Origin of the sequence: Rhodococcus sp. AG1013, assembly GCF_003350365.1 — a bacterium.
Classification (GTDB): Bacteria; Actinomycetota; Actinomycetes; order Mycobacteriales; family Mycobacteriaceae; genus Prescottella.
In genome coordinates, this window is sequence record NZ_QQAT01000026.1 from 53,821 (window position 1) to 74,671 (window position 20,851).

The following is a 20,851-nucleotide window of genomic DNA, read 5'->3' on the forward strand; positions in this document are numbered from 1 at the left end:
GGCGGGGCGCGTGGGTCTACACGTCGCGCTTGCCGAGCCTCATCACCTCGCGATTGCCGGTGCACCACCGCTGGACCGCGCGCACCGAGCTGATCCGCCAGCCGTCCTCACCTCGCCGGAGACCCATGTCGTACTGACCTCCGGAGGTCCACAGCGGTCCACCGCTGTTGTTGGGCTTCACGTGGGTGGCCACCACCTGGGAGATGCACCTGGCCTCGTCGCCCGAGCCGCTCACGAGGTGCCCGGACACCTGGTGCTGCGTCGCGTCGAGGTTGCCGAGCAGACGCTCGGCGTTCCTGACGTAGTCGGCGCGCGGAGTGTCGGTGGGGGCACCGCCGAAGACACCCACGTAGTCCAAAGTGATGGTCTCGGTGAAGATCTCGTGGAGGTCGGCCCACCGGCGCTCGTCGATGTAGTACGTCATCTTCGTGCAGGTCTCGATGATCTCCGCACGATCGTCGGCGCTGAAGCGCTCGTCGGTCATTCAGTTGTTCCCTTCGTTCACGGATGATTGCGGACGCTCGCCGGCGGCGCCGCCGGCGAGGAGATCGTCGATCTCCACGGCGTCGACGCCCCACTCGCCCAGGACTTCACGAGTGTGCGCGCCGGGCGTGGCGGCCGGCGCCGGGGTCCGAGGAGGCGTGCGGGAGAAGCGTGGGGCCGGGGCCGGCTGTACGACGCCACCGACCTCGACGAACACATTCCGCGCGCGGTTCGCCGGATGCCGCGTCGCCTCCGTCGGGCTGAGCACCGGCGCGAAGCACGCGTCGGTGCCCTCGAGCAGGTCGCACCACTCCTGTCGGGTCCGGGTGGCGAACAGTTCGGCGAACCTGGACCGTGTCGCTGTCGCGTCGGCGGTACGGTCGACCTCGACACCCAGACGGTCGCACAGGTCGTTGTAGAACCGGGACTCCAGAGCGCCGATCGCGACGAACTGGTGGTCGGCCGTCTCGTACACGTCGTAGTGACCGGCACCGCCGTCGAGGACGTTGCTGCCCCGTTTCTCGGACCATTCTCCGGAGGCGATGAGTTCGTGGATCGCGGTGGTGAGCAGTGCCGCCCCGTCCACGATCGCGGCATCGACCACCTGGCCCTGTCCGGACGACCGCGCCTCGAGTAGCGCGCTGACCACACCGAGGGCGAGCAACATTCCGCCGCCGGCGAAGTCACCGACGATGTTGCCGGGTGGGACGGGACGCTCGGGTGTCCCGATGCCGTGGAGCGCGCCGGCGAGCGCGATGTAGTTGATGTCGTGCCCGGCGGTCTGGGCGAGCGGGCCGTCCTGGCCCCAACCGGTCATGCGCCCGTAGACCAGACGCGGGTTGCGTGCACGGCAGTGCTCGGGGCCGATGCCGAGGCGTTCGGCGACGCCGGGACGGAAGCCCTCGATCACCGCATCCGCGCTCTCACAGAGACGCAGGAACGTCTCGACGGCGTCAGGGTTCTTGAGATCGAGCGCGACGGAGCGGCGGCCTCGCCCAACCGGCTCGTGCTCCAGCAGTGCCTCACCGCGCGGTGCGAGACGGTCGATGCGTACGACGTCCGCGCCGAGATCGGAGAGCAGCATGCCGGCGAAGGGCAGTGGACCCATGCCCTGCAGTTCCAACACGCGGACTCCGGCCAGCGGGCCGCTCAATTCACGGCTCCCAGCCGGGTGGAGTACGCGCCCGCCGACCCGAGGGTGTGGACCAGCGTCACGAGGTTGTTCAGCAGTTGGCCAATGAGTTTCGTGGCCCCTGGATCGACGAGTGTTCCATCCTCGAACCGGGTGTGCGCGCGGGTGACGAAGACCTCCGGGTGGTTCACCACATGGGATTGCGTCGCCACGAACGACTGCCGCAGTTGGGATTGCGCGCGCGCCGTACCCAGGATGCTCGGCGATGCACCGACGAGGGCGACGGCCTTGCCCTCGAGTCCGGAGTTGCCCGGTGGCATCGAGATCCAGTCGAGCGCGTTCTTGAGCACCCCGGGGACGCCGTAGTTGTACTCGGGGGTCGCGATGACGATCGCGTCGGCAGCGCGTACGGCCTCTCGCAGCTCGGCCACCGCGGGAGGTTCACCCTGGCGGGCATGGTCCTCGTTGAACAGTGGAATCTCCGCCATCCGGGTGAACGGGTCGATCGCCAGATCGTCCGGGCAGAGCCGGATGACGTTGTCGAGCAACAGCTGATTGTAGGAACCCGCGCGGAGGCTGCCCACGATCCCGACCGCACGGAGGCTCCGGGGAATGGTCACATCATCGGTCATCGTCGGACTCTTTCCTACTGCTGTCGGACACGTGGTTCGCGCGGGAGTCCCAGGACGCGTTCGGCGATCACGTTCTTCATGATCTCGTCGGTTCCGCCGCCGATCCGCAGGCCCAGGGCGCCGGTGAGCAGTTCGGTCCAGGGGTTCTCGAGGACGCCGTCCGGGCCGAGGGCGCGCAACGCGGTGTCCGCGGCGAGGTACTGGCCTTCCGTCGAGAGCAGTTTCGTGATCGACCCCTCGGCCCCCGGCGGACGCCCTTCGTTGGCTGCGGTGCGCAGCCGGAGCTTCAGGATGCCGAGGATGTGCTGGATCGTGTACACGTCGGCGAACTGTCGGCGGATCGTCGGGTCGGTGACGTGCGTGCTGGTGCGGAGCATCTCCAGCAGTGGCTGCGCGCCAACGATATCCGGCTCCAGCGAGTAGCGCTCGGCCATCAGGGTGGTCATCGCGACCTCCCACCCCTGGCCGGGCTCGCCGAGAACCGCGTCGGCGGCGACCTCCGCGTCGTCGAAGAAGACTTCGTTGAAGGTGTGCGCTCCGGTCGCCTGCTTCAGCGGCCGAACCGTGACTCCTGGTTGCTTCAGGTCGACCAGGAACGCGGTCAGACCGCGGTGGCGGGGAGCATCCTCGCTGCGGGCGAGGAGGTAGCCGAATGATGCGTACTGGGCGTAGGACGTCCAGATCTTCTGCCCGTTGATCCGCCAGCCGTCCGCGGTCCTGCGTGCGGTGGTGCGGATGGCGGCGAGGTCGGATCCGGCGTCCGGCTCGGAGAACAGCTGGCACGAGAGTTGCTTGCCGGCCAGGAGCGGTGTCAGGTACCGGTCGCGTTGCTCGGCGGTTCCCCACAGGGAGAGAGTCGGCACGATCATCCCCATCGTGACCGACTGGGCATCGAGCGGCAGGCGGTATCGCCCCTCCTCTTCGGTGAACAGGAGTTTCTGGGGGACATCACCTCCCGCGCCGCCGTACTCCTCCGGGATGCCGATTCCCGCCCATCCGTCCGCGTACTTGCGGGCCTGCCAGGCGAGGGCCTGCTCCACGTGGCGGACGGATTCCTCGGTGGTGCGAGCGCCGAAGACGCTCAATCTGCCCGTGTCCGGCTCCTCGAAGGCGGGTGCGTTCGCGGCAAGCCACTTCGCAGCCTGCTCCCGGTACGCGATGTCAGCGGGCGAATCAGCGAAATCCATGGTCGCTCCTAGGGGGTCTCGGCGAGCAGAAGGCGGGCGGCAACCGCGTCGCGGTGATCGTCGGGACTTCCCAGAGTCATTGCGCGACTCCGGGCGCGGCGGACGTGCAGGTGCGCGTCGTGTTCCCACGTGAACCCGATCCCGCCGTGGGTCAGGAGATTTGCCTCCGCGGCCTGCACGTAGGTGTCCGAGCACCACGCCTTCGCCATCGATGCGACGAGGGCGAGTTCCTCCGTCGCGCCGGTGTCGGCGAGCCATGCGGCGTGATAGACGAGCGAGCGTGCGCCCTCGACCTTGAGTAGTACGTCCGCGCACCGGTGCTTGATCGCCTGGAAGGACCCGATCGCCCGTCCGAACTGCGTTCTCGTCTTCGCGTACTCGACACAGCTGTCCAGGCAGGCCTGCGCGCCTCCCAACTGCTCGGCGGCCAACGCGATGTTCGCGTGCGCGAACGCCCGCTCGACCTTGTCCGAGACGGGCGCGCCGAGCCGGACGGACGGGGTGTCGTCGAAGCGGATCCGGCTCGATCGGGTGACCAGATCGTAGGGTGTGGCCTCGTCTGTGGGGGCGTCTCTGGGCGCGTCGAGGACTCCGCGGTCGACAGCGAAAAGGTCGGTCCCGCTGGACGTGCGCGCGGGCACGATCAGCAGACCTGCCGACTCCGCATCGATGACCGCGTCGGCGACGCCGGTCAGTCGCGCGTCGTCCGACGCGTGGACCGGGAGGTTCGCCATCGACCCGACCCCCACGGGGAGCGCGAACGTGGCGATCAGCTCGCCTTCGGCGATCCGGGGGAGGAAGTCGGCGCACGCCGTGTCGTCGTCGGTTGCGAGGAGTGCGGTGGACGCCAGGCCGATGCTGGCCAGGTACGGCGACCTGACGAGACGGCGGCCGAACTCCTCGAGGACGATTGCGAGTTCGACCATCCCGCCACCGGCACCGCCGTACTCGACCGGAATCGGGACCGACATCAGGCCGAGCTCGTCTGCCGCTCGGCGCCAGACCGCTTCGTCGTAGCGGAGGCCGGCCTCCATGAGTGTTCGTACCTGCTGCCGATCGGAGGCGTCGAGGAATCGACCGACGCTGTCGCGGAGAGCAGCTTGCTCTGGGGTGAAACCGAATTGCACGATCTTGCCGCCTAGGTGAGGAGGTCGGCCATGAGGCGAACCGCCTCAGGCTGTCGGGTCATGAGGGACATGGAAGTGATCGGTGCCGAGGTCCAGGGGTCGAGCAGTTCCTTGATCCGTTCGGGTGGGCCGCACAGTGCGATGTCGTCGACCAGGTCGTCCGGCACTGCGGCGATCGCCTCCTCCTTCCGTCCCGCGAGGTACAGATCCTGGATCTTCACTGCCGCGTCCGTGTATCCGTAACGACATGCGACGTCGTTGTAGAAGTTCTTTCCCCGGGCGCCCATGCCGCCGACGTAGAGCGCGATGCTCGGCTTGACCTGCGCTCGGCACTCGGCGGCGTCGTCTCCCACGACCACGTCGAGAATCGGGCACAGGTCGAAGTCGGGTCGGGGCGTGAACCCGGCGGGAACGATCGCGTCGAACCTGCGCGGGGAGAAGAACACCGGGAACCAGCCGTCGGCGATCTCGCAGGCCAGTTCGATGTTGCGGGGCCCGATCGCCGCGAGGTAGATCGGCAGGTTCTCTCGCCGGGGATGCAGGATCATCTTGAGTGGCTTGCCCAGGCCGCTGCCGTCGCTCCCCGTATAGGGGACGTCGTAGTAGGTGCCGTGGTGTTCGAGGGGGGCCTCGCGGCGGAGCACCTGCCGGACCACATCGACGTACTCGCGGGTACGTTGCATCGGCTTGCCGTAGGGGATACCGTGCCAGCCTTCGACGACCTGCGGCCCGGACATGCCGAGACCGAGGCGGAATCGGCCGTCGGAGAGATGGTCCATCGTGGCTGCGGTCTGTGCCGTGAGAGCTGGTGAGCGGCCGGCCATGCCGAGAACGGCTGTGCCGAGCCCGATCCTGGACGTTTGTCCGGCAAGCCATGCAAGGGGCGTAATGCCGTCGGACCCGTAGGCCTCGCCGGACCACACGCAGTCGAACCCGACATCCTCGGCGAGCTGCACGAGGTCGAGAACGTCGTCTCTTCCAGATCCCCAATAGCCAAGGTTCAGGCCAAGTTTCATGACGTCCTCCGAATGCGGATGTGGGGGCGGCCGATGGTGCCGCCGGAGGGAGTGGGATCGCCAAGGGTGAGGTCCCGGGTGTTTCGTCGTCCCGAGAACATAGCAGATTCTGACCTGCAGAGGGATTTTCTGTAAACCCTTGTGACGTCACCGAACTCGTGCCATGCTTTCACCAGCCGAACGCACAGGCGAGCCGACCTCGAAAGGTGGGCCCTGGCGCTCGGTATCCAATTTTCCGACCAGGCTGTGGCCGCCGTTCGAGACGGTTTCGAGGGCCCGCCGCCGTTGAATGGAGTCCTTATGAAGGCCGTGGATGCCCCGATTCTCGTTTCGAACCCCGCCCCGGGCGTTCAGCAGATCACGTTGAACCGCCCGAACAGGCTCAACGCCCTCAACCCCGGCCTGATCATCGAACTCACCAAACACCTCGATTCCTTGGTGCGGGCCGACGATGTCAAGGTCGTCGTGCTCACCGGTGCCGGCCGCGGTTTCTGCTCCGGCGCCGACCTGTCGGGCGAGGTGTTCCCGACCGGCGTGGAGAGCGATCCGAATCGGCACTGGGCGGCCATTCAGTCGTGGTACTCCGGGGTAGTGGCGCGGCTGCGTCGGATCCCGCAGCCGGTGATCGCGGCCGTCAACGGACCTTGCGTCGGCGGCGGCTTCTCTCTCGCGATGGCGAGCGATATCCGGCTGGCCGCACCGGAGGCGTACTTCTCTGCGGCGCAGATCAATATCGGTCAGTCGGTTTCCGAGATGGGTGCGAGCTACCTGCTCCCCCGGATCATCGGCGGTCGTGCGACGGAGATCCTGATGACCGGCCGTCGAGTGCAGTCCGACGAGGCCGAGCGCATCGGCTTCGTGAGCCGCGTCTGTCCCGACGGTGTCGTGGACGCCGCACTCGAGGTGGCCGGGGTGCTCGCGGCCAAGGCGCCGCTGGCCCTGCGGATGTCGAAGGAGGCGCTCAACGCCTCCCAGGAGATCGGCAGCCTCGAGGCCGCGTTGACCATGGAGGACCGTACCCAGGTCGTCTGTGTCCTGAGTCAGGACCTGGCCGAGGGAGAACTCGCCTTCCGCCAGAAGCGCAAGGCCGTGTTCTCCGATGCTCTCGTCGGATCCGCGCAGGTGTCCGATGAGTAAGCCGCCCGGCAACCGCGCGGTGTCCCGCTTCGAGCTCTACCTGGATACGTCGCCGAGTGTCGCGGCCGGGTGGTCGATGGGCACCGTCCGCGAGCCGGCCCGACTCTTCGGGGCCAACGGGGTACGGCTCCATGCCGACGGACGCTTATGGATCTCGGAGCTTGTAGGCGAACACCTTTCGGCGTGGGACGCCGACAATGACGTCCTGTCGACCGTTTCACCGATGGGCTCGGAGCTCCAGGGACCCGACGACATCGCCTTCGACTCCGAAGGGACCGTCTACGCGGCCGAAACGATGAACGGGAGAATTAGCGGTCGCCGCGCCGACGGCACGTACTTCGTGCTGGTCGACGACTGCCCCGCGGTGAACGGCATCACCGTCGACCCCGAGACCGACAGGTTGTACGTCGACGAGATGCGTGAGGGCGGTCGGGTCCTCGAGATCGACCGGCACCAGCGAAACCAGGTCCGGGTGATCGCCGAGGGTCTGGATTGGCTCAATGCCCTGGCGATGGGTCCCGACCGGCGGCTGTACATGCCGCAGGTCTTCGCGGGGACCGTGTTGGCCGTGGACCCGGAGTCCGGCGCGGTCGAGAAGGTCGTCGACAGCCTCGCGCACCCGACCGCGGTCAAGTTCGCCCCGGACGGCCGGCTCGTCGTGGCCCAGGCGAGCATCGGCGAGGTCACGGCGGTGGATCTGAGCACCGGCGAGCGGCAGCGGCTGGTGAGCCTCGCCCCCGGCATCGACAACTTCGACATCGACACGCGCGGTTACATCTACGTCTCCAACTTCGTGGAGGCGAGTGTGGCTCGGTACTCGATGGAGACCGGTGAGCTCGACACGGTGCTCTCGGCGGGCTCGTTCCTCGGGCCGTACCAGGTCGCCCGTGCAGCCGAAGGTTTCATCGCGGCCGACCACGGGAGCATTTGCCGGGTGGACGGTGACGGCACCCTCGAGCGGGTGAGCAGGCTACTGCTCGACCAACCGTTCGCCGCCGTCGGTGCCGTCGAGGTCGCCGGCGTCCTCGTGGCGCTGAGCCAGGCAGGCGAGGTGTTCCGCCGTGTCGACGACTCGGGCGAGTGGGTCAAGATCTTCGGTTCGCTCAGCGGAGCGAACTCCGAGTACTTCGCCCAAGATGCCGACGGGGTGAATGCCGTCGGTGTCGGTGACGATCAGTTGCTGGTCGGGATGCGACGCGGCGACGTCGTCGTCCTGGATCTGGACGGCACCGTGAAGTCGCGGCGGCCGTCGGGGCTCACGACCGTCACGGCGATCACCGGTGACCGCGCTGCGATCGTCGTCAGCGACGAGACCACGGGCTCGGTGCTGGTCCTCGGCGAGGGCGAACCGTGTGCGCTGACCGGCTTCGTCCGGCCCCAGGGCGTCGCTCTCACCGACGACTACGTGGTGGTCGCCGATCAGGGCGCACGGCAGGTCGTGTGCGTGAGCCGGGACGGCGACCGACGCGAGGTGGCGGCCACGGATCTCCCTCTCGGACTGCCGCAGGTACAGGCCAACGACGGTCGCCGGTCGTCGGTGACCATCGCGGCCGACGGGTCGATCATTGTCGGATGCGACGGCGACGGGAGCATCCGCCGCCTCGTTCGCAGCTGAAGACCGCTGGGAGGGAACATGAATCTTGCTGGACCACTGCGGTACTGGGCGCAGCGCGACCCGGAGCGCATGGCGATCGCGATGGGCGATCGCGAACTCACGTGGGCACAACTGGACGACCGCACCTCGAGGCTCGCGCAAGGACTGCGCGGCCTCGGGGTGGGGCTCGGCGATCGGGTGGCGGCACTCGTTCCCAACTGCATCGAATTCTGCGAGACGGTCCTGGCTTGTTTCAAGCTGGGCGCGACCTTCGTGCCGCTGAACTACCGGCTGGCACCTGCGGAGCTGGCCGAGATCATCGACCGCAGCGGTACGACGACGATCGTCGCGGACCGAGCGATGCTGGACACCCTCCTCGAGTACGACGAACAGGCGGTCCGCCGGCACCGGCTCATCGTGACCGCGGCGCCTCGCGACGGTGAGCGTTTGTTCGAAGAGGTCGTGGCTGCGTCCGCGCCCGAGGACCCGCGGGCGTTCTTCGCCGGCGACCATCCGGCGTTCATCTGTTACACGTCGGGAACGACCGGCGTACCCAAGGGCGCAGTGCTCAGTCACCGCAATGTGCTCGCGGTGTGCGCCGAGCGGATCGCGATCGATGCGTGGAACTCCACCGACAGCACGTACTTCCCCTATGCGCTCGCCTTCACCGGCGGACTGATCGCGATGTGGATGCCGCTGTACTCGGTGGGCGGTCAGACCGTGCTCGACGCCGAGTTCGACCCGGTACGGACCCTCGAGGTCTTCGAGGAACGTCGTATCACCCAGTTCATCGCGGTCGGATCGATTCTGGAGGCGCTCACTCAGGCCGCAACCTTCGAGTCGACCGACCTGTCCAGCCTTCGGATGCTCGGCACGGGTGGCCAGGCCATCTCCGTCGCGATGCTGCAGGCGTTCGGGCGCCGGGGGCTGTATGTGTGCCAGGGCTATGGCCTCACCGAAAGCGGTGGGCTGTGTCTGGCGCTGTCCGGCGAGATGTCGGAGAAGAAGCTGGGCTCCACCGGTATCCCGACGCCGCAGACGACGGCCCGGGTGGTGGGGATCTCGGGCGACGACGTTGCCCCGGGTGATGTCGGCGAGCTGTGGTTGCGCGGGCCCCAGATCATGGAGCGCTACTGGGAGGATCCCGCGGCCACCAGCGATGCGGTCGTCGACGGCTGGCTGCGTACCGGCGATCTCGTCAGGCAGGACGAGGAAGGCTACTTCTACGTCGTCGACCGCGCCAAGGACATGCTGATCTCGGGTGGGGTCAACATCTACCCCGCCGAGATCGAGCGCGTGCTCGCGGGCTATCCCGGGATCAGCGAACTCGTGGTCATCGCCGCCCCCGACGAGAAGTGGGGTGAGGTGCCGGCGCTGATCGCACGACGCGACAAGCACGCAGCACAAGCGCCGAGCGCCGACGAGCTGATCGAGTACTGCCGTCAGCATCTGGCCCGTTACAAGGCCCCCAAATATGTCCTGTTCCAGGATGATCCGCTCCCTCGCGGCCTGTCCAACAAGATCCTCAAGAGTGAGGTTCGTGAGCAGTGCCTGCCGATGCTCGGTCTGAGCGTGGACGACACGCCGACGATGGCATGACGAAGAACTGATGGAGGCATGAGGAAGACGTGACACAGCTATCGGAGATCGAGACCACGTTCGTCGGCCTGGCCGCTCCGGGCCAGCCCCGGGCGGGAGCGGGCGGTTGGCCCTGCCAGGGCGTCTACCACCGTCCTCGGGGAACCCGGCCGAAGGTTGCCGTGATCGCAACCCACTACAACGTCGACTTCTCCCAGCACTACCTGGCCGATCATCTGGCCGCACGCGGATTCGGCTTCTTGGGTTGGAACACGCGGTTCCGCAACGATCCACTGCACTTCCTGCTCGATCGGGCACTCGTCGACATCGGAGTCGGCGTGAGGTGGCTACGCGAGGAGATGGGCGTCGAGTCGGTGATCATCCTCGGCAACTCCGGTGGATGCTCACTGATGGCGGCATACCAGTCGCATGCGACCAAACCGAATGTCGTTGCCCTACCGGGTATGCGACCGGCGCCCGGACTCGACGATCTCGTACCGGGCGACGCCTTCATTGCACTGGCAGCACACCAGGGTCGCCCCGACGTACTGACCAGTCAGCTCGACCCTGCGGTCATCGACGAGAACGACCCCACACTCACCGATCCCGAACTCGACCTGTGGAACCCCGAGCGGGAGAGACCGTTCACAGCCGAGTTCCTCACCCGCTACCGGGCCGCGCAGCGCGACCGCAATGCTCGGATCACTGCGTGGGCCAAGTCCGAGCTGCGTCGCGTCGCCGCCGCCGGTCAGCGCGATCGTGTCTTCACGGTCGCGCGGACATGGGCGGACCCACGATTCGTGGATCCGACCATCGACCCCAACGGGCGCAAGCCGAACCTGTGCTACCACGGTGAGCCCGAACAGTCGAACGGCTCGACCTGGGGCCTGGTGACGTCGTGCACACTGCGGACATGGCTCTCGATGTGGAGTCAGGAGACTTCGCAGTGCAATGCCGGTCCTCACCTGGCGAACATTTCGGTGCCGGGATTCGTCGTCAACGGTGACGCAGACACCGGGGTGTTTCCCAGCGATGCCGAGGCACTCCTGAACGGGCTTGCCTCCGTGGACAAGACCGCCGCAACGATCCCAGGCGATCACTACTTCGACCGGCCGACAGATACTCGCCCGCAGGTCGCTGACGTGATTGCGGAGTGGATCGGACAGCGGTTCCAGCTGTAGCGGGACACCTGGGACGGCCCGGTTCGAACGGTCGAAGACGAGGAGCTCGGGTCCTGGTGGTCGGCCCCCGGCGGCTCTGCACTGCCGGGGGTGAAGTCGCCGGTCAACGACGGAGGTGAGTGAGCACCTGTCGGTGGCCTCGTCCACGGCTCATCGGCTGCTGGCGACGATGCAGCATCGCGGGTTCCCGGGTGGGTATGTCGATGGCCGCGAGTTCGACCTCGTCGGGCAAGGCGCTGCCGTCGTTGCACGACAACCAGCGGATCTCAAACATCCTGCGATACAGAGATTCTCGATATCGCCCGCCCTCCTTGCAGGCCGCCGCCGCTCCGGGCGTTCGGACTGCGCTTCGAACCCTCGGCTGTCTCGACGGACGTGCGTGATGGCAGTGAGCCATGCGGATCGTCTGTGTCGGTAGGGGTTTCCTCGGTATCGGCTGAGCATCCCTCCGGTCGTGTGACGTGGCTCACCGGCGTGAGTCAGGTCTGATTGAACAGTCGCGAAGCTACCGGTGTCAAGACCAATCTATCGTTCGTTAGCTCGCTAGAGTGCCTGGAGGGCGCTCTTTCCGCCAGGGCTGATTCTGGCGAGCAGAGACATCTTCCGATTCTTCCGGCCGGGGCGATCCGTGCGTGCGCCGACGCTGTGCCCTGCAGGCCGGCGGGCTGTCTGCGAACAGGGATTTCGACGGTTCTCTGGACAACAGAATGATCTTCTAGCAAGGTAGTCCCCGAGCGGTGGATGCTTCGCGTGCCGGCCCTGGGTGGCCGGCCGGTATCGATGATCCGCGAGTCGGTCGATGCCGTGCCACGAATCTTGGTGAAGAGAGGCGAAAAGCGTTGAACAACAGTCAGTGTGAACTTGGTGGTGTGTTCTGTCCGGTGTCGGCGAGCATCACGATGACCGACCGGCGTACGGCTCCGGCCGGCGTGTGAACGACGTTCAACCGACCTCGATAGACGGTTCACCTGAGTCGAATTGGCGGAACCGCCACGTCTTTCGTCGATCGAGACCCTTCCTGCGAGAGGAACAATCGTGAGATTTCTAGGTGCAAAAGTCTGTGGTGCCGCTGCGATCCTTGCGCTCGCCGTCACCGGATGCGGCGGCCAACCCGCCGCGCAGGAGCGAACAACGACGGGACCCGCCGTCTCCGAAGCCGATCCGGCCGGGCACCTGCGGGTGGGCTACTTCCTCCCGCCGCGGCCGGTGGATCCCTACACGGCGCCCTCGACCGTTGCGGCATATCCGTACCTCACGCCGCTCTACGATCGTCTCACCCAGATCGTGAACGGTGAGAACGGAGCGGTGCTCGCCCCGATGGTCGCCACCGGGTGGGAATTCGGACCGGACGGCCGATCCGTCACCTTCACTCTCCGCGACGACGTCACGTTCTCCGATGGCGCGGTGCTCGATTCGTCAGCGGTGAAGGCCTCGCTGGAGCGCGCCATGCGCCTACCGGGATCGACAGTTTCGAGCTTCTTCTCGATGGTCGAGGGCATCGACGTTGTGGATCCGTTGCGGGTAACGATACGGACGAACCGGCCTGCCTCGGATCTTCCGTACGTCCTGTCCGGCGTCGAGGGGATGCTCATCAGTCCCAACGCCGTGAACAACCCGGATCTCGACGTGCGACCGGTCGGATCCGGACCGTACAAGCTGGACACCCTGCGCGTAGGTGATTCGATCTCGTACGTGCGGAGGGATGGGTACTGGGACCCGTCCGCGCAGCTGCCGGAACGGATAACCATCACCGGTTACGCGGATGGCAACGCGCGCATCAACGCGCTGCGCTCCGGCCAGATCGACCTCGCGTACGTGATGCCCGTCGACTACACTCAAGCGTCGAATCTCGGTCGCGGATACGGCTTCTACTCCTACCCGCCCTCCACGGAGTACGTGGTGAATGTGAACACGAACTCTGCCGACATGGCTCGGCCGGAGGTTCGTCAGGCGATGAACTTCGCGATCGATCGGGAGGGTATCAACAAATCGATCATGCACGGTCAGTGCACGCCCAATCCGCAGGCCGCCACGCCGGGAACCGTCGGATACCTCGAAGAGCCGCCGATCCGATACGACTTCGACCCGGAGCGTGCCCGACAGATTCTCGAGTCGGCCGGTGCGAGCAGCCTCGAGATCGACATGATGGCGCCGTCGCGGGTCTCCCCGGTGGTTGAACTTGCGACCGCGGTGCGATCGCAGCTCGAAGACATCGGAATCAAGGTGAACTATCAGGAAGTCGATCAAGCGGAGATGAATGCCCGGTTCGCGCAGGGCGATGCGTACGACGCGGTCCTCAACGGCCGGGTGCCACGGGCGAGTTCGCTGCAGTCGTTCCAGTATTGGTACCGGACGCCCCAGCTGTTCCCCGGACCGCGTCCCGCCGGCTTCGACGAGACCCTGGATCGAGCGTTCGACCCGGCTCTGACCGAGGACCAGCGCACGCAACTCCTCGAGGACACCGCCTCGATCGCAACCGAGCAGGCAATGAACGTCTTCATCTGTGCGACCCCCACTCAGTTCGCCTATTCCGACAAGGTCATCGGAGCCACCGAGATGGCGATGTCCCGAATCCAGGGAGTCCCTGACCTACGGCACGTCGGTGTGGCGAAGTAGCCACTCGAACCGTCGAACCGGTGGTGGCTGAACGCTGACACCGATGAACGAAAGCATGACCGGGGATTGGCTGTGACGGTACGGCCGAACGCGATCTTCTGCGTATCGGACCGCCGCGGCAGCCGATCCCCGGTCATGCTTGTTTGTAAACATGTTGGTAGACAACAGGACACGAGCTTTCAGCTATTGACGTTTCGGATGGAAGATGACTAACGTTCGTTAAAGATGTGAACTGTCACATGCTTCCAGTCATTTGCGAACCCCTTCTTCGCCACAGTCCCATAGTGGCTGCAGGCCCTCAGAGTTCGGGAGTTGTTGCATGAGTATCGATGTCGCTGGCCGATTGACGTCGACGCACGCTGATGCGGAGCCGGTGTTGCGGGTCGAGGGACTGTCGGTGGACTTCGTCACCGATCGTGGATGGACCCGGGTGGTCGACGGAGTCGACCTGTCGGTACCGGCGGGATCGGTGGTCGGTGTCGTCGGGGAATCCGGGTCCGGCAAGACGGTGACGTCACTCGCCGCGATGGGATTGCTGCCGGCGGCGACGTCGAAGGTGTCGGGGTCGATCCGAGTGGCCGGCCGTGAGCTGGTCGGCATGACCGATCGTGAGCTGGCGGATGTGCGCGGCACCGAAGTGTCGATGATCTTTCAGGAGCCCCGACGTAGCCTGGACCCGGCCTTCTCTGTCGGGTCGCAGATCGCGGAGGTCGTGCGCAGGCACGAACGGGTGGGTCGGAAGGCCGCCTGGGCGCGCGCGGTGGAGATGCTCGACGCCGTGGGGATCGACGACGCGGCGCGGCGCGCCGATGCCTATCCGCACGAGTTCTCCGGTGGGATGTGTCAGCGGGTGATGCTGGCGATCGCAATGGTGTGCCGACCGAAACTGCTGATCGCCGACGAGCCGACCACCGCCCTGGACGTCACCGTGCAGGCGCAGATGCTCGATCTGATGCGAGAGGTGCAGCAGCAGTTCGAGGTTGCGATCTTGTTCATCACCCACGATCTCGGCGTCGTCGCGCAGATGTGTGACGCCGTCAATGTGATGTACGCCGGACAGGTGATCGAGTCCGCACCGGTCGAGGATCTGTTTCTGTCCCCGCAGCACCCCTACGCCCAGGGCCTGCTCGATGCGATTCCGGATCACCGGGACCGGTCGGCTCCGCTGCAGGCGATCGCGGGAGCGGTACCCGCACCGTGGGACTGGCCGGATTCGTGCCGGTTCGCGCCGAGATGCCCCCATGCGGGTCCGGAATGCGAAGCCGGCCCCGTTCCACTCGCGGGTGCGGCAGCCGAGTCCACGCGGGCGGTGCGATGTGTACGCGCGAATGATCTGGTGTTGGAAGGGATCACGGGATGAGCCCGCTGCTGGAAGTATCGGATCTCGTCAAGACCTATCCGGTGAAGCGGAACCTGCTCGGTCGGGTGCGTGAACGTACCACGGTGACCGACCATGTCTCCTTCACCGTCGAGAGGGGAGAGACCGTCGGGATCGTAGGGGAATCCGGTGCAGGCAAGTCCACCGTCGGCCGTCTTGCCCTGCGACTGATCGAACCGGACTCGGGATCGATCGTGTTCGACGGCCGCGATGTTCGCGGTCTGTCCAGGGCGGAGCTGCGCGAGTTCCGGCAACGGGCTCAGATGATCTTCCAGGATCCGTTCTCGTCTCTCGACCCCCATATGACCATCCGCGAGGCGGTCGGTGAGCCGCTCACGATCCACCGCGGTTTGAAGGGGATTGAACGCGACGCCGCGGTGACCGCCTTGCTGGCGCGGGTCGGGCTGCGGGCCGACCAGCTCGACAAGTATCCGCGTGAGTTCTCGGGCGGCCAGTTGCAGCGCATCGCGATTGCGCGAGCGCTGACCACCGAGCCGGATTTCATCGTGTGTGACGAACCCGTTGCGGCACTGGATGTCTCGATCCAGGCGCAGGTGCTCAACCTGCTCATCGACCTGCAACGCGAGCGCGGACTGGCATATGTGTTTGTCTCGCACGACCTGTCGCTCGTGCGGTTCCTCGCGCACCGCGTCGCCGTGATGCGCAAGGGTGTGATCGTGGAGATGGGGCCCACCGAGCAGGTTTTCACCGATCCGCAGCACGCCTACACCAAGACCTTGCTGGAGGCGATCCCGGATCCGCGGGCGCACTTCCTCGGCAGACGAGCCGAAGCGGACGCGGGGCGTGCCGCGTCGGCGATGGTCGGCACCGGGAAGGAGTCCTGATGCTGACCCTGATCGCAAAGCGGATCGCCTCGGCGATCCCGATGTTGCTGTTCGTCAGCTTCTTCGTCTATGCGCTCGTCGATCTCGTTCCGGGCGATGCGGCGACGGCGCTGGCCGGTGACAATGCCAGCGCCGAGCAGATCGAACAGACCAGGCAGGCGCTCGGGCTGGACCAACCGTTGATCGTGCGGTACCTCGACTGGCTCGGTGGGGCGCTGACCGGAGACCTGGGGACCTCGCTCTACAGCACTCAGTCGGTGGTGCAGATCATCGCCGAACGACTTCCGGTGACCCTCTCGCTGACGTTCGTGACGATGCTGATCGTGGTGGCCGTCGGACTGCCGGCGGGCATCGCCGCTGCGGTGCGCCCGAACTCGTGGTTGGACCGGGGGCTGACCGTACTCTCGAGTGTGGCCATCGCGGTGCCGCCGTTCATCGTTGCGCTGGCGTTGGTGATCCCGTTGGCAATCCTCAGCCCGATCTTCCCTGCCACCGGATACGCGATGCTCACCGACGGGGCAGGTGCGTGGCTGCAGCATCTGATCCTTCCGGCGATCGCGATCGCCGCCATCTCCGCTGCCGAACTGGCGCGACAGACTCGCGCCTCGCTCGTCGACGTGCTGGGCCGGGACTTCATACGCACTGCTCGCGCCAAAGGTCTGCTGCAGAAAGCGATCATCGGAAAACACGGCCTCAAGAACGCCGGCGTACCGATCGTCACGGTGCTGGGCCTGCAGGTCTCGCGGGTCCTTGCCGGTGCGGTGACGGTCGAGTTCGTCTTCGCGCTCCCGGGACTGGGCACACTCGCGGTGAGCTCCGTCTTCTCTCGCGACGTCCCGGTGATCCTCGGCATCGTCATGGTCTGCGCGGTGTTCATCGTGGTGATCAACGTGATCGTCGATGCCACCTACGGCTACCTCAATCCTCGCGTCCGCGTCTGAAAGGCCTGACCATGATCAGCACGACCGATGCCGCGGTGACACGTCCGCCCAATCCCTTCGTCCATTTCTGGACCACCAGTCGCCCGCTCCGGTTGCTGCGGAGCAACCGGTTGGCGATGGTCGCCTTGGGATTCCTCGTCGTTGTGATGCTGCTGGCCGCGTTCGGCGGCCTGCTCGCACCGTACGACCCGAATGCGCAGGACTTGTCGAACAGTTTCGCCCCGGCCGACGGAGCGCACCTCCTCGGGACCGACCTGTACGGACGCGACAATCTCAGCCGACTGCTGGATGCAGCGTCGGTGACGTTCGCGGCCATCGTGCAGGCCGTCGGCGTCGCCGCGCTGTTGGGAATCCCGTTCGGATTGCTCGCCGGATTGCTCGGCGGCTGGGTGGGGGCCGTGCTGTCGCGGATCTCCGACGCGTTGCAGTCGCTGCCGCCCCTGATCCTGGCCATCGCCGTCGTCGGCATCCTCGGCCCGGGACTGACCAACGCGATGCTCGCCATCGGTATCGTGCTTGCGCCGTCACTCTTCCGTCTCGCCCGCGGAGCCGCCGAGTCTGTCGCCACCGAAACCTATATCGAAGCCTGTCGGGCACTGGGATGTTCGCAGTGGCGGCTGCTGTGGCGGCATGTGCTTCCCAACGCCGCGTCCCCGATTCTGGTGCAGCTCACCTTCTCCGCCGGCGTTGCGATCGTCGCCGAGGCATCGCTGAGCTTCCTCGGTCTCGGCGTGCAGGCGCCGCAGACATCCTGGGGCAGCATGCTGCGCGATGCATTCGACAACGTCTACACCGCTCCTGCCGCGCTGATCGCGCCTGCGGTCATGATCGTCGCAACCGTTCTGGCGCTTTCCACGTTCGGTGACGGCCTGCGCGACGCCCTCGAAGGCACCGGCACCACCCGCAAGGTCCGGCTGCTCACCCGAAACAGATAGGTATCGTCAGCGAATCCCGTCCCGCCGCAGGGCGATCGAGACGGCTGCGGCACGAGAGTCGACGCCGAGCTTGGCGTAGATGTGGGCGAGGTGGGTCTTCACGGTGGCCTCGCTGATGAACAGCCGCCGGCCCAGTTCCTTGTTCGTCAGGCCCTCGGCCAGCAGGGTCAGCAGTTCCGCCTCGCGTGCGGTGAGGGCCTGGTCGGGTCGGCGCATCTGGTCGAGCACGCGGGCCGCGACGGGCGGCGACAGCACGCTCTGGCCCACGACCGCGCCGCGGATCGCGGCGAAGATGTCCCGCGGCGCGGAGTCCTTGAGCAGGTAGCCGATCGCGCCCGCGTCGAGTGCGCGCACCACGTCGGCGTCCGTGTCGTAGGTGGTGAACACCAGTACCGGCTGGTCGGGCCGGGCGGCGCGGATGCGTCGAATCGCTTCCACCCCATCGATTCCGGCGCCGAGCGCGAGATCCATCATCACCAGATCCGGTGCGCGGTCCGCGGCGAGCGCGACGGCGTCCTCGCCGGTGTCGGCCTCGCCGGTCACCTCGATGTCGGGTTGCGAGTCCAGCAGGGCGCGCAGCCCCGCGCGAACCACGAGGTGGTCGTCCACCAGCAGCACGGAGATCACGCCGCACCCCCGACCGGAACCTGGGCGGCCACGACGGTGCCCTCGCCGGGTGCGCTCTCCACCGAGAACGTCCCGCCGAGCGCCTCGACCCGCTGCCGCATCGCTGTCAGCCCGAATCCGCTGCGGTCGCCCACGTCGAAGCCGACGCCGTCGTCGAAGATGTCCAGGGCGACGGCGTCGGGCAGGTATGTCAGGGTCACCCCCACAGTCTGCGCGTGGGCGTGCCGGCGGATGTTCGACACAGCGCTCTGCGTGATCCGCAACAGTGCGTGCTCGACGGCGGACGGCAGCGGCGCCGGTTCGCCGATCACCCGAAGCTGCGCCGACGGAACATATCCGCGGGCGGCGGCGAGCAGCGCCGCTTCCAGCGTCTGCGTCTCGAGGTCGGGGGAGCTCAGGTAGTGGACCAGATCCCGGGTCTGGGCCAGGTTCTCGCGCAGCGACGCCGTTGCGACGTGGACCTCCTCCCGCGCCCGTGGCCCCGGCTGCTCCCACACCTGCTCGGCCGCCTCGAGATGCAGCAGCGCGCTGGTGAGTCCCTGTGTGACGGTGTCGTGGATCTCCCGCGCGAGCCGTTCGCGTTCGGACAGCACGCCGGCCTCCCGCTCGGTCTCGGCGAGCCTGGACTGGGCGGTGACGAGTTCACCGAGCAGTCGTTCCCGTTCGGCGCTGTCGCGCTCCACCTGGCCGTAGGCGAGGACGATGAGGGCGCCCGTGCACAGCGGGGCCAGGAACACCGCCCATTCGGTCCGCCCGCTGAACGACACGAACTCGATGCCGGTGAACACCGCCAGCGCGGCGACCACCAGGAACGCGAGCCACCGCGGGAACGCGCGGGTGCAGAGGAAGAAGATCGGGAACGCCGTCCACGCGAAGCTCGGCGCGAGCCACACCAGTGCCACCCACGTGCTCAGGACCGGCCACACCCACGGCTGCCACACCGCGCCGCGGCGCGAGGTCACCACGACCACCATGTAGAGCGCCGCGAGTACGGCGACGAGGCTCGCGATGACCACCCAGCGGTCGCCGAACCCGTGATACGTGAGGTAGCGGGCCGTGGACGCCGCGAGCAGCACGTAGAACGAGAGGTGGATCGCGACCCCGATCGGTCTGCGGAACGCCGACTTGTCCTGCACGGCCCGATCCTACGGAGACCGCAACCCGCGCGGATCGGCCATTCGGATGATGTCTGCGTGGCCGGAGGGTCGAGACCAGCGCAGACGGGCGGGCGATGCCGTCGAACAGCCGTCGGAGCGAGGCTCGAATCGATCGATTCACCACCTCCGAGAGGACCGAAGATGACCACCTCCCTCCGCCTGCCCCGAGCCCTCGCGATCGCCGTCCCCACCGTTGCCCTGCTGGCCGCGGCCGCCTGCGGATCGACCGACGACGCTGCCGCTCCGCCCACCGCCATGGAGGTCGCGCCCGCCGCGGTCTCGTCGCAACAGCCCGGCGCCGCCGACAAGGGCACCGTCTCCGCGAACCGGCTGGCCGTGGCGACCGCCGGCCGCGCCGCGCAGGCCGCGCTCGCGAAGTGCCAGGCCGACGGCCTCGGCTACGTCACCGTCTCGGTGGTGGACCGCTTCGGCAACGTGCAGGCGATGCTGCGCGGCGACAACGCGGCCCAGCACACCGTGGAGGCGTCGCGGGCCAAGGGCTACACGGCCGCCGCGTTCGGTGCGAACACCAGCGACCTCACCGGCCGCGCGAAGGGCGACGGCCCGACCGTTGCTGACCTGCCCGGCACGCTGTTCCTGCCCGGTGGTGTCACGGTGAACGTGGGTAACGCGTCGATCGCCGGCATCGGGGTGGGCGGTGCGCCCGACGGCAACGCCGACCAGGCCTGCGCCGCAGCCGGACTCGCCGAGATCGCCGGGAGCCTGCAGTGAGGGCTGCCGTCCTGCTGGCCGCCGTCGCATTGACGGCGGCCGCGTGCGGCAGCGCCGAGGTGCCCGAGACATATTCCACGCCAGTGTCTTCCGACGTCGCGTCGCCCGTACCCACGCCGGTGTCCACGCCGGAACTCGAAGGGGCGCTCTTCGCGGCGGTACGGACGGGCGACGCGGTCCGAGTGCGCGACGCTCTCGCCGGCGGAGCCGATGTAGAGGCCCGGGGTGCGGGCGGCCGGACCCCGCTGGTGGAGGCGACCAAGGCGAACGCGGTCGCCGTGGCGGCGGCGCTGATATGCACAGCACCAACCGATTCGGTGGGACCGCGCTGATCCCGGCGTCCGAGTACGGGCACGTGGAGACCGTGCGGACCCTGATCCGGGCGGGGGTGCCGGTGAACCACGTCAACGACCCGGGTTGGACGGCGCTACACGAGGCGATCGTCTACGGCGACGGATCGGCCCGGTACCTCGATGTCGTGTCCCGCTGCAGAAGGCGCAGTCCCGCGGCCAGCACGACATCGTCGCGGTGCTGACCGCGTCGAACGGGAACT

Annotated in this window: 21 protein-coding genes; 13 read left to right on the forward strand and 8 right to left on the reverse strand. The window is 67.1% G+C overall.

The window, feature by feature from the left end:
- Positions 1–16: 16 nt before the first annotated feature.
- From DEU38_RS24680 to DEU38_RS24705, 6 genes are read right to left on the reverse strand one after another with little or no spacing between them, the layout of a single operon-like run.
- Positions 17–484, reverse strand: coding sequence for a nuclear transport factor 2 family protein (locus DEU38_RS24680; protein ID WP_114724022.1), 468 nt, complete (start codon positions 482–484; stop codon positions 17–19).
- Complete coding sequence (locus DEU38_RS24685; protein ID WP_220181965.1) at positions 485–1,636, reverse strand: CaiB/BaiF CoA-transferase family protein; 1,152 nt, start codon at positions 1,634–1,636, stop codon at positions 485–487.
- Positions 1,633–2,247: an NADPH-dependent FMN reductase gene (locus tag DEU38_RS24690; RefSeq protein WP_114724023.1), complete on the reverse strand. Its 615-nt coding sequence runs from the start codon at positions 2,245–2,247 to the stop codon at positions 1,633–1,635. The genes DEU38_RS24685 and DEU38_RS24690 overlap by 4 nt, the downstream gene beginning before the upstream one ends.
- A gap of 14 nt (positions 2,248–2,261) precedes the next feature.
- Positions 2,262–3,434 carry an acyl-CoA dehydrogenase family protein gene (locus DEU38_RS24695; RefSeq protein WP_114724024.1) on the reverse strand — a complete coding sequence of 391 codons (1,173 nt, stop codon included), beginning with the start codon at positions 3,432–3,434 and terminating at the stop codon, positions 2,262–2,264.
- An 8-nt stretch (positions 3,435–3,442) separates the two neighbouring features.
- Positions 3,443–4,561 carry an acyl-CoA dehydrogenase family protein gene (locus tag DEU38_RS24700; protein ID WP_114724025.1) on the reverse strand — a complete coding sequence of 373 codons (1,119 nt, stop codon included), beginning with the start codon at positions 4,559–4,561 and terminating at the stop codon, positions 3,443–3,445.
- Between the two features lie 11 nt (positions 4,562–4,572).
- On the reverse strand, positions 4,573–5,577 hold the full coding sequence (locus tag DEU38_RS24705; protein WP_114724026.1) for an LLM class F420-dependent oxidoreductase: 1,005 nt from the start codon (positions 5,575–5,577) through the stop codon (positions 4,573–4,575).
- 300 nt (positions 5,578–5,877) lie between these two features.
- Between DEU38_RS24705 and DEU38_RS24710 the strand changes: the two genes are divergently transcribed.
- The 10 genes from DEU38_RS24710 (at position 5,878) to DEU38_RS24755 (ending at position 17,782) form a co-directional block, all read left to right on the forward strand.
- A complete protein-coding gene (locus DEU38_RS24710; RefSeq protein ID WP_114724054.1) occupies positions 5,878–6,714 on the forward strand; it encodes an enoyl-CoA hydratase/isomerase family protein in 837 nt (278 codons plus the stop codon).
- Positions 6,707–8,329 carry an SMP-30/gluconolactonase/LRE family protein gene (locus DEU38_RS24715; RefSeq protein ID WP_181818933.1) on the forward strand — a complete coding sequence of 541 codons (1,623 nt, stop codon included), beginning with the start codon at positions 6,707–6,709 and terminating at the stop codon, positions 8,327–8,329. Before DEU38_RS24710 ends, DEU38_RS24715 begins: the two co-directional genes overlap by 8 nt.
- An 18-nt stretch (positions 8,330–8,347) precedes the next feature.
- Positions 8,348–9,907 carry a class I adenylate-forming enzyme family protein gene (locus DEU38_RS24720; RefSeq protein ID WP_114724028.1) on the forward strand — a complete coding sequence of 520 codons (1,560 nt, stop codon included), beginning with the start codon at positions 8,348–8,350 and terminating at the stop codon, positions 9,905–9,907.
- A gap of 29 nt (positions 9,908–9,936) precedes the next feature.
- The gene (locus tag DEU38_RS24725) at positions 9,937–11,067 is read left to right on the forward strand and encodes an alpha/beta hydrolase (RefSeq protein ID WP_258558143.1); all 1,131 of its coding nucleotides are present in this window, start codon (positions 9,937–9,939) and stop codon (positions 11,065–11,067) included.
- A 115-nt stretch (positions 11,068–11,182) separates the two neighbouring features.
- Positions 11,183–11,485: a helix-turn-helix domain-containing protein gene (locus DEU38_RS29910; protein WP_114724029.1), complete on the forward strand. Its 303-nt coding sequence runs from the start codon at positions 11,183–11,185 to the stop codon at positions 11,483–11,485.
- Between the two features lie 617 nt (positions 11,486–12,102).
- Entirely contained in the window at positions 12,103–13,683 is a 1,581-nt protein-coding gene (locus DEU38_RS24735) for an ABC transporter substrate-binding protein (protein WP_147283588.1), read from the forward strand.
- Between the two features lie 319 nt (positions 13,684–14,002).
- Positions 14,003–15,043: an ABC transporter ATP-binding protein gene (locus DEU38_RS24740; protein ID WP_114724031.1), complete on the forward strand. Its 1,041-nt coding sequence runs from the start codon at positions 14,003–14,005 to the stop codon at positions 15,041–15,043.
- On the forward strand, positions 15,040–15,906 hold the full coding sequence (locus tag DEU38_RS24745) for an ABC transporter ATP-binding protein (RefSeq protein WP_114724032.1): 867 nt from the start codon (positions 15,040–15,042) through the stop codon (positions 15,904–15,906). Before DEU38_RS24740 ends, DEU38_RS24745 begins: the two co-directional genes overlap by 4 nt.
- A complete protein-coding gene (locus DEU38_RS24750) occupies positions 15,906–16,847 on the forward strand; it encodes an ABC transporter permease (protein ID WP_114724033.1) in 942 nt (313 codons plus the stop codon). The genes DEU38_RS24745 and DEU38_RS24750 overlap by 1 nt, the downstream gene beginning before the upstream one ends.
- 11 nt (positions 16,848–16,858) lie before the next feature.
- A complete protein-coding gene (locus DEU38_RS24755) occupies positions 16,859–17,782 on the forward strand; it encodes an ABC transporter permease (protein ID WP_114724034.1) in 924 nt (307 codons plus the stop codon).
- Positions 17,783–17,788: 6 nt separating this feature from the next.
- On the opposite strand, the gene DEU38_RS24760 is transcribed toward DEU38_RS24755, so the two are convergent.
- Both DEU38_RS24760 and DEU38_RS24765 read right to left on the reverse strand, forming a co-directional pair.
- Positions 17,789–18,409: a response regulator transcription factor gene (locus DEU38_RS24760; RefSeq protein WP_114724035.1), complete on the reverse strand. Its 621-nt coding sequence runs from the start codon at positions 18,407–18,409 to the stop codon at positions 17,789–17,791.
- A complete protein-coding gene (locus DEU38_RS24765; protein ID WP_114724036.1) occupies positions 18,406–19,545 on the reverse strand; it encodes a sensor histidine kinase in 1,140 nt (379 codons plus the stop codon). Before DEU38_RS24765 ends, DEU38_RS24760 begins: the two co-directional genes overlap by 4 nt.
- A 162-nt stretch (positions 19,546–19,707) precedes the next feature.
- On the opposite strand from DEU38_RS24765, the gene DEU38_RS24770 reads away from it, so the two are divergent.
- The 3 genes from DEU38_RS24770 to DEU38_RS29510 are packed head-to-tail and all read left to right on the forward strand — an operon-like array spanning position 19,708 to position 20,833.
- On the forward strand, positions 19,708–20,298 hold the full coding sequence (locus DEU38_RS24770) for a heme-binding protein (RefSeq protein ID WP_114724037.1): 591 nt from the start codon (positions 19,708–19,710) through the stop codon (positions 20,296–20,298).
- Entirely contained in the window at positions 20,295–20,630 is a 336-nt protein-coding gene (locus tag DEU38_RS29505) for a hypothetical protein (RefSeq protein WP_258558144.1), read from the forward strand. The genes DEU38_RS24770 and DEU38_RS29505 overlap by 4 nt, the downstream gene beginning before the upstream one ends.
- Positions 20,594–20,833, forward strand: coding sequence for an ankyrin repeat domain-containing protein (locus DEU38_RS29510; protein ID WP_258558145.1), 240 nt, complete (start codon positions 20,594–20,596; stop codon positions 20,831–20,833). Before DEU38_RS29505 ends, DEU38_RS29510 begins: the two co-directional genes overlap by 37 nt.
- Positions 20,834–20,851: the final 18 nt, after the last annotated feature.